The 13,952-nt window shown below is 63.0% G+C and carries 14 protein-coding genes; all 14 read right to left on the bottom strand.

Going from position 1 to position 13,952, the window contains the following annotated elements; translation table 11 throughout:
• Positions 1-122: 122 nt before the first annotated feature.
• The 14 genes from JF539_RS17860 to JF539_RS17925 all read right to left on the bottom strand — a co-directional run bounded on the left by JF539_RS17860 (position 123) and on the right by JF539_RS17925 (position 13,928).
• Positions 123-1,157: an ABC transporter substrate-binding protein gene (locus tag JF539_RS17860; RefSeq protein WP_207142082.1), complete on the bottom strand. Its 1,035-nt coding sequence runs from the start codon at positions 1,155-1,157 to the stop codon at positions 123-125.
• 57 nt (positions 1,158-1,214) lie between these two features.
• Positions 1,215-2,117 carry a PfkB family carbohydrate kinase gene (locus JF539_RS17865; protein WP_207142083.1) on the bottom strand — a complete coding sequence of 301 codons (903 nt, stop codon included), beginning with the start codon at positions 2,115-2,117 and terminating at the stop codon, positions 1,215-1,217.
• Positions 2,117-3,130 (bottom strand): ADP-ribosylglycohydrolase family protein, encoded by a 1,014-nt coding sequence (locus JF539_RS17870; protein WP_207142084.1) that lies wholly within the window; start codon positions 3,128-3,130, stop codon positions 2,117-2,119. Before JF539_RS17870 ends, JF539_RS17865 begins: the two co-directional genes overlap by 1 nt.
• 2 nt (positions 3,131-3,132) lie before the next feature.
• A complete protein-coding gene (locus JF539_RS17875; protein ID WP_207142085.1) occupies positions 3,133-3,843 on the bottom strand; it encodes a GntR family transcriptional regulator in 711 nt (236 codons plus the stop codon).
• 173 nt (positions 3,844-4,016) lie between these two features.
• Positions 4,017-4,502, bottom strand: coding sequence for a MarR family winged helix-turn-helix transcriptional regulator (locus JF539_RS17880; protein ID WP_207142086.1), 486 nt, complete (start codon positions 4,500-4,502; stop codon positions 4,017-4,019).
• Between the two features lie 32 nt (positions 4,503-4,534).
• Positions 4,535-5,236, bottom strand: a complete 702-nt coding sequence (locus tag JF539_RS17885; protein ID WP_207142087.1) for an ABC transporter ATP-binding protein — start codon at positions 5,234-5,236, stop codon at positions 4,535-4,537.
• Positions 5,229-6,017, bottom strand: a complete 789-nt coding sequence (locus JF539_RS17890) for an ABC transporter ATP-binding protein (RefSeq protein ID WP_207142088.1) — start codon at positions 6,015-6,017, stop codon at positions 5,229-5,231. The genes JF539_RS17885 and JF539_RS17890 overlap by 8 nt, the downstream gene beginning before the upstream one ends.
• Positions 6,014-7,876: an ABC transporter permease gene (locus tag JF539_RS17895; protein ID WP_207142089.1), complete on the bottom strand. Its 1,863-nt coding sequence runs from the start codon at positions 7,874-7,876 to the stop codon at positions 6,014-6,016. Before JF539_RS17895 ends, JF539_RS17890 begins: the two co-directional genes overlap by 4 nt.
• A gap of 81 nt (positions 7,877-7,957) precedes the next feature.
• Positions 7,958-9,160 carry an ABC transporter substrate-binding protein gene (locus JF539_RS17900; protein ID WP_207142090.1) on the bottom strand — a complete coding sequence of 401 codons (1,203 nt, stop codon included), beginning with the start codon at positions 9,158-9,160 and terminating at the stop codon, positions 7,958-7,960.
• 97 nt (positions 9,161-9,257) lie between these two features.
• Positions 9,258-10,325, bottom strand: a complete 1,068-nt coding sequence (locus JF539_RS17905) for an aromatic ring-hydroxylating dioxygenase subunit alpha (protein WP_207142091.1) — start codon at positions 10,323-10,325, stop codon at positions 9,258-9,260.
• 22 nt (positions 10,326-10,347) lie between these two features.
• The gene (locus JF539_RS17910; protein ID WP_207142092.1) at positions 10,348-10,932 is read right to left on the bottom strand and encodes an amino acid synthesis family protein; all 585 of its coding nucleotides are present in this window, start codon (positions 10,930-10,932) and stop codon (positions 10,348-10,350) included.
• On the bottom strand, positions 10,929-11,513 hold the full coding sequence (locus JF539_RS17915; RefSeq protein WP_207142093.1) for an amino acid synthesis family protein: 585 nt from the start codon (positions 11,511-11,513) through the stop codon (positions 10,929-10,931). The genes JF539_RS17910 and JF539_RS17915 overlap by 4 nt, the downstream gene beginning before the upstream one ends.
• Positions 11,506-12,390 carry a UPF0280 family protein gene (locus JF539_RS17920; RefSeq protein WP_207142094.1) on the bottom strand — a complete coding sequence of 295 codons (885 nt, stop codon included), beginning with the start codon at positions 12,388-12,390 and terminating at the stop codon, positions 11,506-11,508. Before JF539_RS17920 ends, JF539_RS17915 begins: the two co-directional genes overlap by 8 nt.
• The gene (locus tag JF539_RS17925; protein ID WP_419247689.1) at positions 12,387-13,928 is read right to left on the bottom strand and encodes a 6-hydroxynicotinate reductase; all 1,542 of its coding nucleotides are present in this window, start codon (positions 13,926-13,928) and stop codon (positions 12,387-12,389) included. Before JF539_RS17925 ends, JF539_RS17920 begins: the two co-directional genes overlap by 4 nt.
• Between the last annotated feature and the right edge of the window lie 24 nt (positions 13,929-13,952).

Genomic DNA, 13,952 nt, shown 5'->3' on the forward strand with positions numbered 1-13,952 from the left:
GGTTTGAGGCAGTCACTCCCGGGGAAGACCCGAATGGTCTTTCGCGGTCCTTCCCGAGATTGCCGTCAACGTGTCTTGCAGCCCGGCGTCCGGTCGGTCGGGCCGGACGCCGGGCATGCAGGCTACTGGGCGGCCTTGAGGCCCTGCCACAGTTCAAGATAGCGGGCCCGGTCCTCATCCGAAATCGGGTCCTGGAACTGGATGCGCGCGGCGACTGCCGGGTCGCCGAGCACCTTCCGGTTGAACGCGTCTTCCGGCAAAGCCGCCGCGGCTTCGGCGTTCGCCGATGCCGGCGCGCCTTCCGCGTTCCATTTCACATAGAACTCGGGATCGATCATCCAGTCGATGAACTGGGCGGCGGCTTCCTTGTGCTCGGAACTGCTCGGGATCGTCAGGCTGTCGAGCCATCCGATGGCACCTTCCTCCGGCACGACGAACTCCACCGGCAGGCCCTGGGCGGCGGACCGGCTTGCCGAGCCGGACCAGAAGGTCGCGATGTCGAGCTCACCCGCGGCCATGAACTGGTTCCAGTCGTTTTCACTGCTCCAGAAGGTCCGCAGCAGCGGCATCAGTGCGGCGAGCTTTTCCCGGACGGCGTCCAGGTCCTGGATGTCGTTGATATCCTGGCCGGATGCGAGCGCGCCGAACTGAACCGCCTCCACGGCATCGTCACGAATGGCGATGCGGCCTTTGCGCTCACTGTCCCACAAGGCTTCGATGGAGGTCGGCGCCTTGTCATAGGACTGGGTGTTGTAGGCAAAGGACGTCAGACCCCATGTCCAGGGCACACCGTAGACACTACCGTCATGAACCAGTTTCGGATCGGCGGCGAAGGTCTGCGGGATTCCAGCATAGTTTTCCAGCTTCGAGGTGTCGATCGCAGCGATCAGGTCTTCGTCGACCGCCTGGCCGTTGAAGATCGCGTTGATCATGACAACATCGTAGGCGCCGGGATTGGTGCGCAGCTTGGTCAGCATCTCCTGTTCGGAGTTGAAATACTCATGGACGACCGTATGCCCGGTGGCCTCTTCGAAGGCTTCCACCGACCATTTGAGATCCGTGCCGTATCCCTGCCAGTTCAGGACCCGGATTTCATCTGCGCATGCGCCCGCCGTGCCGAGCGCGAGAAAGGATATTAAAAGGATTCCGTTTTTCATCAGTGTCTCCTCTTCGGTGACTTTCGTGCCCTTCGGGGCCTTCTTGAGGTTGTTTGTTCAAAGGTGTGCCAGGACCTCCCGGCGCTTGGGCGGCGTGGCCGGACCCGATCGCGTGACTGACAGCGCGGCGGCGATGTTGGCGTAGCGCGCTGCGCGTAAGGGATCGCCGCTTAAACTCAGTTCCGCGACGAAACTGCCGATGTGGCAGTCTCCGGCTCCGTTCGTATCGAGAACCTCGACCTTGTGGGACGGGACCTTGTGGCAATGGCCTTCAGTGGCGAGGATGCTGCCCTGCGCTCCCAGCCGGACAAGCGCGCCTGCCCGGTTTTCCGAAAGGATGCGGGCCGCCTGGTCCGGAAGCGCTGTTCCGGTGAGAAACGCAGCCTCGTCCAGGTTCGCGCTGATCCAGTCCGCGCGCTTCAGCATCGGATCCAGAAACGCGGGCGAAAGGCCGGAGACTTTCGGAGAAGGATCGAACATGACTTGGATCTGTGCGGGAAGTGCCGCGATCCACGCGGCGAGTGCCTCTCTGGAGCCGGGATAGTGGATCGAGTAGCCGGACAGGGTTACCCAGGTCACGCCATCGAGATCGATCTCGCCGAGAGCTTCTGCCGTAACCTGCCCCTCAGCGCCCGGCCAGCCGATGAAACTGCGTTCGCCATCCGGTTCAAGTAGCACCGTGCAACAGCCCTGGTCCATGTCAGCAAGCGGGTTTCGCGCGCAGGCGATGCCCAGGGCTTCGAGTTCCTTCGCGACCAGCGACGCGAACGGGCCGGTGCCGCGCGTTCCGCCGAGCCGGGCTTCCATTCCGGCCGCGCGGGCTGCCGCAAGCAGGTTGAATCCGCCTCCGGGCGACATGGAGAACCCGGTGACGCCAGCCTCCTGTCCCGATGCCGGAAGGGCTTTAACACGGTAGGTAAGGTCCATGACCGGACCGGTCATCTGAAGCAGGCTCGCCATCAGTCCTTCTCCGCCTCTCGACCGCGCAGGGCAATGAGCCTCCTTGCCGGTTCGGCCAGCTCCAGATTGTTGGCGGAATTCAGCAAATCGATGAAGCCGCGCGGCGGTTGCCAGCCGGTCGCACCGGCCATGGCGCCGACGATCGCGGCGATCGTGTCGGTGTCGTCGCCGATATTTGCCGCCGCCAGCAAGGCGTCCCACGGCGTATTTTCATGCAGGCGGAGAAGGCCGAATGCCATGGGAATGCTCTCGCGGCTCGCAACCGAACTGCCGATCCGGGAGACGAGGTCTTCCTCGGTTCCGTTTTCGGCAAGCTTCAGGGCGGTCTCGATCCGTCCGGCCATGTCCCGTTCGCCGATCTCGTTTCCAAATGTCTGACCGAGGCGCGCGGCCGAAAGGGCCGGATCGAGACAGCGGTCGAAGGATCGGCCCTCGATTCCGCAACTGACCACCATGGCAACCGCCGATGCGGCTGCGATCGCTTCCCCGGTGTTGTGGGTGACACGACAGGTGCTGAACACTTTCGCGACAAGTCTTTCGGGATCGGCCGGCATCATTATTCCCACCGGCGCAATGCGCATCGCGGCGCCGTTCGTCGTGCCCTTGCGCCCGGTTTCGAGAGGCGATGCCCCGGACAGGAGAGCGTCGATGGCAGCGCGCGAGGAAGGGCCGAGAAGATCCGAAAGCCCCTTGGCCTTGATCCCGGCCTCCCAGTCGAGAAGATCCCGGGCCCAACCGGCATCATCGAAGCCGTCTGGATCGCCGATCAGGCGCTCGGCCAGAAGCAGTGTCTGCTCGGTGTCGTCGGTGACCTGACAAGCCGACAACCCGTGCGAGACCGGATGTCCGTCGAAAGGCGCGATGAAACCCTCGATCCCGCCATAGTGGCTGCGGATATCGTTCCGGGACATGGTCTGTGCCGGCATGCCGAGCGCGTCCCCGAGGGCGAGGCCGGTCAATGCGGCGATCGCGCGGGTCTCCCCAGCTTCATGTTGCGATGGTTCGTGGGTCATGATCAGAACGTCATCCGCAATCCGAAGAGGGTCGGGTCGAGCAGGCTTTCCACGTATTCGACGACGAGATCATCCGCGCTGCGGGTCAATCGTTGCAGGCGCAGCATCGGTTCTCCCGGCGACCGGCCCATCAGCCTCGCATCGTTTTCCGACAGGGCGGGCAAAACGTTCGCCCATTCCTCGCCCTTGGCTGGCATCAGGCCGCGGGCTTGAAGGGTCTTGCTCAACGAGCCGTGCTCCAGGCCGCTTTCGAGCACCGGAGACAGATCGTCCCGCCAGGGCACACGCGCCCGTTCCAGGGTGAGAACCTTTCCGGTCTCTTCGCGAAAGCGGATGCGGTCGACGGCCAGAATGTCTCCATCAAGTGCAGAGTCGGGTGTTTCCAGGTCCATCGGCATGCGGGCGATCCTCAGGATCCGGGCGCTGACATTCGCATTGTGATCCGAAAGGGCAACGCTCCAGCCGGGACCGCTGTCGATCACCGTGCCTCCGAAGGTCACAAAGGAGCCGATGCCGACCTTGGTCCGGATAAGGTTCTTGGCGGCGAGGATGCCCAAGCCTTTGCGTATCGTCGTGCGGGAGACCGAAAACCGTTCCACCAATGCCTTTTCACTGGACAGGGAGTCACCGTCGTTCAACGTGCCCGAACGGATCTCCGCTTCGAGAACCCGGGCTATACGTTCCGATTTGGACTCCGGGGCGGATTGAACCATTTGCGCTCCAGATAGACAGATAATTAGACAGGTGTAGACAGGTATAGTTGAGCAAAGGAGATGGTTTGTCCACCCGTTTTTGACTTCAAGGTGAGATGGCAGCGCCCGGCATTGCCTTCTTGGCTGTTACCTAGGCTTTAAGGTTTGCGGGAATTGCAATTAAATATCTGAACTTATTGAATTTTTTTCAGAATCCGCAACAGGTTTCGTTGCTCTGATGCGGTGAGTGGAGCAAGGGTTTCGGCAGAAACCTCGAGGCCAACCTCCGCGTTTGTCACAAAGTGGCTCCAGCCCTTGTCGGTCAGGGAAATGAGCTGCCGGCGCCGGTCGTTGGGATCGCGTTCGGAGCTGAGAAGCCCCTGTGCGGACAGCCTGTCCACAACGCCCTTGGTCGTTGCTACATCGAGCCCGACGGTCCGGCCCAGCTGGTTTTGCGAGACGGAGCCCAGTTCAGTCAGCCGCGCCATGACGGCGAACTGGGTCGGGGTCAGGTCCTTGACCTTGTCTCCAAAGAGAACCGCATTGCGCTGATAGGCCTTGCGCAGCAGATAGCCGATCTGTTCGTCAAGGACGTAGCCGTGCCGCCTGTCCGTGCCGACAGGGCCCGGTCCTGTGTCCTCGGTCTGTTCCGGCGATGTCTTGTCGGCCTGGTCGGTCACTGTGAGGTCCTGCTCTAAAGCCGGTCTTGCGGTTACACGGAGAGGTAGGCGTCGCGGATCTCCGGGTGGTCTTCAAGCTCGGCAAAGGTTCCGTCGAACTTCTTTTCACCGCCTTCGATGATGACCGCGCGGTCCGCGACCATCCGGGCGAAATGGAGGTTCTGTTCGGAAATCAGCACCGTCAGGCCTTCCTTCTTGAAGGACAGGATGGTCTTGGCCATCTGCTCGACAATCACCGGCGCGATGCCTTCAGACGGCTCGTCCAGAAGCAGTAGCTTGGGATTGCCCATCAGGGTTCGCGCGATGGTCAGCATCTGCTGCTCGCCGCCCGACATGGCCTTGCCGCGGTTGTGACGCCGTTCGTAGAGGTTCGGGAAGAGTTCGAAAAGCGCTTCCACGGTCCATTCCGGCGCGCCTTCGCGCTTGTCCTGGCGGCCGACCTCCAGGTTTTCCAGGATGGTCAGGTCGGTGAAGATGCGCCGTTCCTCCGGCACATAGCCGATGCCCATGCGCGCGACCCTGTGGGACGGCTGTCCGGTGATTTCGGTCCCCTCGAAGGTGACGGTGCCGGACTTCGGACGCACGAGCTGCATGATCGATTTCATGGTCGTGGTCTTGCCGGCGCCGTTGCGGCCGAGCAGGGCGACCACGTCGCCGCGCTCCACCTTGAAGGCGAGATCGTTGAGGATATGCGCCTTGGCGTAGAAACTGTTCAGGCCGGTAACGTCAAGCATCGGCCGGCTCCTGCTTGTAGAGGGTTCCACCGCCGAGGTAGACTTCCTGAACCTTGGGATTGTTCCGGACTTCCTCGACATTGCCGTCGGCGATCAGCTCACCGCGGTTGAGGACCATGATGTGATGGGAATGGGCGAAAACCACGTCCATGTCGTGTTCCGTGAAAAGCACGCTGACACCCCGGTCGCGGACGATGTCGGCGGTGAGCTGCATCAGGTTGATCCGCTCCTTCGGCGCCATGCCGGCGGTCGGTTCGTCCATCAGGAGAAGATGGGGGTTGTTGGAGAGCGCGATGGCGAGCTCCAGGCGCTTCAGGTCGCCATAGGCCAGGATGGCGCAGGCACGGTCCGCCTGATCCGCCATGCCGACCACGTCGAGCAGTTCGATCGCCTCTTCCCGATAGACCTTGTAGGCATGGGGCAGGATCGAGAACAGGCGCTTGTGATGGGACATGAGCGCCATCTGGACGTTCTCGGCAACGGTCATGCTCTGATAGGTGCCAGTGATCTGGAACGTGCGCCCGACGCCCCGGCGCCAGACCGCGCGGGGCGGCTTGCCGGTGATCTCCTCTCCCTTGAGGAAGACCTTGCCGGCGGTCGGTTTCAACTGGCCCATGAGCATGTTGAAACAGGTGGACTTGCCGGCGCCGTTCGGGCCGATCAGCGCCTTCAGCTCTCCGGGCATGACTTCGAAGCTCACCCCGTTGACGGCCTTCACGCCGCCGAAGGTCCGGACCAGGTTTTCGACCCGCAGAACGGGTGCCGTTGTGCCGGAGGTCATCGCATGAACTCCTCTGTGCGGCGCAGGCCGACCCGCTCGGCGGCCTTGCGCAGGGTTCCGACAATGCCTTCAGGCGCGATGATGACCACGAAGATGATCAGCAGGCCGAGGATCAGCCGCCAGTATTCGAGGCGGGTCAGCCAGTCCTTGACGCTTTCCATGAAGGCCGCGCCGACAACGCCGCCGGACAGCGTCTTCACGCCGCCAAGGAAGACCACGATCAGCGCGTCGAAGCTCTTGGAGATTTCCAGCTCGTTCGGGAAGACCGAGCCCTTGGAGAAGACGAAGAGACCACCCGCGAGCCCGGCCATGGCGCCGGCGGTGGCGAAGGCCGTCCATTGAACCAGCTTCACGTTGATGCCGGTCGCTTCCGCCTGCCGGGCACTGTCACGGGTGGCGCGCAGCGCGTAGCCGAAGGGAGCGTGAGTGATGTGGCGCAGCAGGATTATGCCGCCGATCCCGACGATCAGCGTGAAATAATAGTAGGCGGTCGTTCCGGAAAGCCACGCCGCCGGCCAGATGTTGACGAGGCCGTCGTCACCGCCGGTCACGTCGTACCACTGGAACACGAGCGACCAGACGAGCTGGCTGAAGGCCAGGGTCAGCATGGCGAAATAGACGCCGCTCAAGCGGATGCAGAACCAGCCGAAGACGATGGCGAGCAGGCCCGCGGCCAGCGGTGCGAACAGGAAGGCGAGCTCCATGGGCGTGTCGGCATAGGTGACCAGAAGCGCCGCCGCATAGGCGCCGCCGCCGAAATAGGCCGCATGACCGAAGCTGACGAGACCGCCGACGCTGAGCATGAACTGCAGCGAGGCGGCGAAAAGACAGAAGATCAGGATGTCGGTGATCAGAACCTGGGTGAAGTTGCCGCCGTAAAGCGGAACCAGTGCCAGCACCGCGATCAGGAGCGCGACCAGGCTCTTGCCGAGCGTGCCCGCCGGGCGGATCGGGCGGTCCGGCTCGCCGACCTGACCGTGCTCACCGGCCTTTTCCTCGCGGCCGAAGAGGCCGTAGGGGCGCACCAGCAGGACGACGGCCATGACCACATACATCAGCACCAGCGTGCTTTGCGGGATATAGGCGACCCCGAAGACGTTGAGCACGGAAATGAGGACCGAAGCGACGAAGGCCCCCAGGATGGAACCCATGCCGCCGATCACGACGACCACGAACACGGCGGAGATGATGTTGAGATCCATGAGCAGATCGGCGCCGCCCTTGGGCAACTGAATGGCGCCGCCGAGACCGGCCAGCGTGGAGCCCAGGAAGAAGACGCCGGTGAACAGCCAGGACTGATTGACGCCGAGCGCGCCGACCATTTCGCGGTCCTGGGTGGCGGCGCGCACGAGAATGCCGACGCGGGTCCTGGAGATCAGCCACCACAGGGCAAACAGGATGAAGGGTGTGATCGCGATCAGCGCGAGATCGTACTGCGGGACGGGTTCGCCCATGATCCGCACGACCGACTTGAGTCCCGGCGCGCGCGGCCCCATCTGGTCCTCCGCGCCCCAGATCATCAGGGTCAGGTCCTGGATCACCAGAATGACGCCGAAGGTCGCAACGAGCTGGAACAGTTCCGGCGCGCGGTAGATCGGCCTCAGGACAAGGATCTCCACGACGACCCCGATCAGCCCGACGATGAGCCCGGCGAGCACGATGGAGGTCCAGAAGCCGAAGCCGCCGGTCAGATGATCCATCAGGCTGACGCCGAAATAGGCGCCGAGCATGTAGAAGGACCCGTGCGCGAAGTTCACGATACGGGTGACGCCGAAGATCAGGGAAAGCCCGGAGGCCACCAGAAACAGCGCTGCCGCGTTTGCCAGCCCGGTCAGGAGCTGTGCCACTAAGAGACCCATGACGATCTATTTTTCCAGGTAAACGGGAAGATGTCGTCCGCCGCCGCGTCAAAGGGGCGGCGGACGCGGTTTCGGCCGGTCTTATTCAGCCGGACGCATTGCCTTGATTTCGTCGTCGCTCGGCATGTAGGAAACCGGGTTCTTGTATTCCCAGTCGACCATCACGCCCTTGCCGTCTTTCAGTGCCGTGGTGCCGACATAGGCGCCCATGGTGGACTGGTTGTCGAGGCCGCGATAGACGATCTCGCCCATCGGCGTGTCGACGGTCAGATCCTCGAAGGCCGCCAGAATGGCGTCGGTCTCGGTGGAGCCGGCTTTGTCGAGGGCGGCGGCGATGGACTTGGCGGTCATGTAGCCGACAAGCGAACCGATCTTCGGCGTTTCATCCGGGTAGGCGGCGATATAGGCATCGACGAATTCCTTGGCCGGGCCTTCGGTGAAGCCGTACCAGGGATACCCGGTGACGAACCAGCCTTCCGGAGCCTCGTCGGCGAGCGGGTCGAGATATTCCGGTTCGCCGGTCAGGAGGCCGTAGACCTTGCGGCCGTCGAACAGGCCGCGCGTGGTGCCTTCGCGGACGAATTTCTGCAGGTCGGTGCCGAAGGTCACGTTGTAGATCGCGTCCGGCTTGGCGGCTTCCAGAGCCTGAACCTCAGCACCCGCGTCGATCTTGAAGAGCGCCGGCCATTGTTCGGTGACGAATTCGACTTCCGGCTTCAGCTTCTTCAGGTTTTCCTTGAAGGCTTCCACGGCGGCGGTGCCGTAGGCGTAGTTCGGCGCGATGGTGGCATAGCGGATCGCGTCCGTCTTGGCGGCTTCCTCAGCCAGCATGGCGGCCTGAACGTAGGTCGAGGTGCGCAGGCGGAAGGTGTAGGGGTTGCCGGACTGCCAGACGAGCGCGTCTGCGAGCGGTTCGGCGGCGAGATAGATGTAGCCTTTTTCACCGGCGAGGGAAGAGATGGCGAGGCCGATGTTGGACAGGATCGTGCCGGTCAGCATGACCGCGCCGTCGCGGGTCATCAGTTCCTCTGCGATCTTGACCGCGTCGCCAGGCTTGCCGTTGTCGTCCCGGAAAATGAATTCCAGAGGCTTGCCGAGCACGCCTCCGGCACCGTTGATTTCCTCAACGGCGAGTTCGATGCCCTTCTTGTAGGGCTCGGCAAAGGCGGCCAGGCGCTTGTAGTGGTTGATTTCGCCGATCTTGATGGTGTCCGCGGCGAAGCTCGGTGCGGCTGCCGCCGCGAGCATGGTGGCTGCCGCCACCAATTTCCTGAACTGTTTCATGTTTTCCCTCGTTCTGGTGAGTGATACCGGCAATCTTGGTGACTGCTCTTTGTCTGTATTTCAAGTGCCCTCGCCGGTTGATCCGGCTGTTTTCGGGTCAATCGTGGTAGACATAGGCCGGAGTCGGATTGGATGCGAGGTCGTGTGTCCTCTCCAATTCCAGCAGTTCGTTGATGCGTTTGCGGTAGACCATCGGTCCCTTGTCGATGGCGATGCGGATCGGCCGCCGCTTGGCGGGCCGTTCCTCTTCCTTCTGGATCGCCTCGAGGACTTCCTTGTCCTCCTGAAAGGCGATGCGGAACATGGCGTCCATGCTTTCCGATGCCGTCTCGTCGTCGATCGCCGTGTTGCGGATGTGCATCCAGCGGTCGATGGTGTAGTCGGCGGTGACCGGTGTCATGAAATGCAGCGCGAAGATCCGGTTGCCCTTGTTGCGCTCGTCCTCGGCAAGGTTGTCGGAGGTCAGGGCGCTGCCGAAATCGATGACCGCGGTGCAGGGCGTGTAGAGATAGTAGTAGTGCCAGCGGTCGACGTTCTCGGTAAAGCCGCCGAACTTCTTGAAGAAACCGATCGGCTCACTGTCGCGGATCCAGCGCCAGGCGACGATGGCCTTGCCTTCCGTGGACACATGGACCGGAACGTTTTCCGACGAGGCGTTGCCGAGCGTCGTCGGGTGAACGAAGCTGACATGGGCCGGGTCGACAAGGTTTTCGGCCACGTTGAGGTAGTTCGATTTCAGGTGCAGCGCGTCGCCCTGATGCACCGCCCAGTTCGGATCGTCGAATTCCGGCATGTCGAAGATGTCGTCGGTGTTCGCCTTGTCCTTGTCGCCCATCCAGATCCAGACGATGTCGTGGCGCTCATGAACGGGATAGGCATCGACATAGGCGGAAGCGGGAAGGTTGTTCTGGCCCGGGATGCGGACGCACTTGCCGTCGCAGTCGAAGGTCATGCCGTGATAGCCGCACTGTATGTCGTCGCCGATCCGCTTGCCGAGGGAGAGCGGCAGAAGACGGTGCGGGCAGCGGTCCTCGAGGGCCACGACCGTGCCGTCCGACTTGCGGTACATCACGATGTGCTCATCGAGAATCGTGAACCGGCGCAGTTCCCCGTCGATCTCCGAGGACCAGCCGGCGACGTACCAGGCATTGCGAATGAACTCCATGGCTTTCTCCCTCACGAACAGTCTATCTCAGGCCGTCGTCTCCGACGAAGTCCTCATGTTTCAGGCCGCCGACCCGGGGCAGAGGACGGCCTCCGGGAGCGAGTGCGATCGCAATCAGAATTTCATTGGGCCTCGGTGCGTCGGCCACGCGAACAGGCATGCCGTCGAAATGCGAGCGGACATAGGCGGCGTCCTTGTGGCCGAGCGGCACATCCAGAGTGTCGCCCGGTCCGCCCATCTTTTTCGACGACGGCACCAGAGCCTTGCCGCCGCCAAGCACCGCGCGCAGAGGGGCGCCAAGCGTCGGATGCAGCACGGCGGCGGCATGTTCGATTTCGCCGTCCTCGCCGACCATCGCCGCCTTGCCGAAACTCTGGATGTCCGCCGGGTCGAGCCCGCCAAGCGACAGACAGCGTTCCGCCAGCAGTTTACCCATTTCCGCGCCGATGTCCTGCAGCGGGGAAAGATCCTCGACATAGCGGCCCGCGCAGGGGTTCTCGACCACGGCGGCGGCGCAAATCCGGACCGAGGAAGGCGTGACGGTGCGGTCGAACTCGCGTTCGACGCTATCCAGAAAGCTCAAGATTTTCCGGATCTTCGCCGTCATCTGAGACCGTCTTCCCCCTTGATTTCGGAGGCTTTCAGGCCGCCGACACGGGCGTGGATGCGCGGTCCGGTCGTCATGACGAGGACGAGCATGATTTCATCCGACTTCGGTCCGTCGGCGAGGCCCACTTCCATGGCGTCGAAGTGAGACCGCACGTAAGAGGCGTTGCAATGGGTAACCGGGACATCCAGCCGGGTGCCCGGGCCACCGATCTTCTTGGTCGATGGCACGATGGCGTTGGATGTGGGCAGGATCTCGCGCATGGAATAGCCGCCCGGCACATGCCAGAGCGCGCCGTGTTCCAGTTCCCCGGCGGTGCCGACGATGGCGCCCTTGCCGTAGCCCTCAACAACCGACGCATCGCCGCCGAGCACTTCGACAAGGCGTTTCGCCATATCGACGCCGAGCGGTTTCAGGTCGTCCATGAACCCGGCGATGTCTTCCACGTAGGAGCCCGCAAAGGGGTTCTTGATCACGGTGAGGATGGCGGCACGGCGCAAAGGCGTTTCCGCGGCAGGGCCGCCCTCGTGAAAAATTTCTTCCAGCACGATGGCTGTCTTGCGAATGACCGGCTCAGGCACAGGCCGCCTCCCTTGGATCCGTTATGGTTTCTTGTTTGTATGCCAGGGTTCTGTAGTCCCCGGAAAGTGAAATACCCGCACCCTTTATGAGCCCGCGCGACCGGTACAGTCGGGCGGCTCGTTCGCCGGCACCCAGCGCATTTTGAATGTCTTTCGATGAAAGAGGTCTGACATCGGTCGTCACCAGCCGCCGGCCCAGGTCGCTGTCGGGGGCGAGTTCGCTGGCCGGGGTTCTGGCAATTTTAGGCGATCCCGGCAGGTCCACCTTGTTGGCGATCACGGTCGCAGCGGCATCCGCCTGTGCCGCCGTCGCGGCGAGCGCGGTGACCGCGTCGGCGATGCCGAGAGAATGGGAGCGCCCGCGCCAGCCGCTGGTTGCGATGCCGCCAATGCTATCGTCCGGGGAAAGATCGATCACGCCGCCTGCCTTGCCGGTCACCGGGTCGGTACAGATCCCGATCCGGAACCGGCCTTCGGCAAGGTGAAGCGCAATGTCGCCGCCATTGTTGACATAGGCCCTTGTGAGGCTGCGTCCGGCGCAAAGGGCCGAAAGGACCGCATCCGCCACACTGCCGGCAACGGCGGCCATCGGGGTGACGAACTCCGGCGCAAAGGGCTGAACCGCGTCGCACATGCGCCGGGCGATCCGGCCTTGTGGCTGTGGGCCTTCAGGAGCACGCAGGCGGGTCAGCTCGCCCGCCAGCTCCGGAAGGATTTCGGGAAAGACCGCGCAGGCCTGGTCGTAGGCGCGTTCGACTTCCGTCCGCTCACCGAAGGCTTCCACAATCAGGTCGATCGGACCGTGTTGCAGATGCAGCCTGCGGCCATCCGGGAGACGTTGCGCGCGAGCGCCTTCTGACCAGACCCTGGCGTTCATCCGGCAGCTTTCCTCCAGGGATAGTTGCCCGGTCCGGTCGGCCACGGATTGTCGCCCTCGGGCGTTACGCCCCGCCGACCCTTCAGAATATGGTCGTTCTGGCGGCCCGTCTTGCCCGACAAGGCCTCCGACAAGGGCATGACGTAGTCCATGTGACCGCCCAGAGCCCGATAGTCTTCCGCCCGCATTGTGAACTCGATCGGAGCGACAAGCGCGGGTGTCGGAACATAACCGAAGGCGTTTTTCGGCAGTCTTGTGACATCGGCCATGAAGGTAATGCCGCCGCCCGGCCAGATGTAGACCGGGGCACCGCCGCAACTCACGTAGGTCAGCGACTTCTGGACCGAACGGGTCAGGCCGACGGGGTGTTCCGTCACGCCCGAGCGCAGCGAACCGCCGGCTCCCGCCATGAAGAGAACCGACGCAAGCGCCGGCTCGCAGTTTTCCTCGATCCGCCTGACGGAGGGCAGCAGGCGCTCGGGCATGTCCTTTTGCTCGGGAACGAGGTCTTCGTTCAGCTCGAAATAGGCGGAATGCTCGCCGGTCGTGGAGACCATCAGCAACGACAGACCGGGTTTCGCGGTCTTCGGGTCGAACTTGCCCAGAATGGCGAGAGGGTCTTGAAGATCGGTGCCGCCCCAGCCGGTGCCGGGTTCAGCAACCTGGAAATAGCGGCCGGGTGTGGAGCGGCGGCCATTGATCTTGATCCCGGTCGGTTCCCAGCCAATCACCTTGCCGGCCTGGTGCTCGGACATGACGCCGGTGATGTGGTCGTCGACCACGACGACCTCATCGACAAGGCCCTTCCACTGGGCGGCGAACATGCCGACGGTCGCTGAGCCGCAGCCGACGCGCATGCGTTCTTCCAGTGCGCCATTGATGACGGGCGGTTTTCCCGCCTGAACGGTCAGAGCCGCGCCGCCGTCGATCTCAAGGGCGACTTCCTCACCGTTGCAGAGCGCGAGCAGGGCCGCACAGGTGACGCGGCCTTCCTTCTTGGAACCGCCGGTGAGGTGATGCACGCCGCCGAGAGACAGCATCTGGCTGCCGTATTCGGAGGTGGTCACATGACCGATGACTTCACCGTCCGCCCGCACCGGGGCGCATTCGTTGCCGAGGTGCCGGTCGGTGTCGATCTTCACCTTGGCGCCGCAATAGCTGAAGATGCCTTCCGTCACCACCGTGATCATGTCGACGTCGTCCACTTCCGACGACACGATAAACGGGGCCGGCTTGTAATCCGGATAGGTGGTTCCGGCTCCGATGGCGGTGACAAAGCCGTCATTGGCAGGGACGAGTTCGCCGTCCCAGTCGCGTTCCAGGAAGGGAACCACGTCGCCGTTCGAGGCTTCGATCTTCTGAAGGATTTTAAGGGGGTCGAGGCGGACGAGCTGGCCGTTTTCATTCGCGTAGCGGTCGCATGCCCCGGACCGGCCCTCGGCGATGTAGCACATCACCGGGCACGCGTCACAACGGATCTTCTCTGGTTTGACACTTGCTGTCGTCACCGTCCGGGCTCCCTCAATGCAGGTCTGCATTTGTTAGTATGCAAACAGTCTTCA

This window comes from Roseibium aggregatum (assembly GCF_017309185.1).
Classification (GTDB): Bacteria; Pseudomonadota; Alphaproteobacteria; order Rhizobiales; family Stappiaceae; genus Roseibium; species Roseibium aggregatum_B.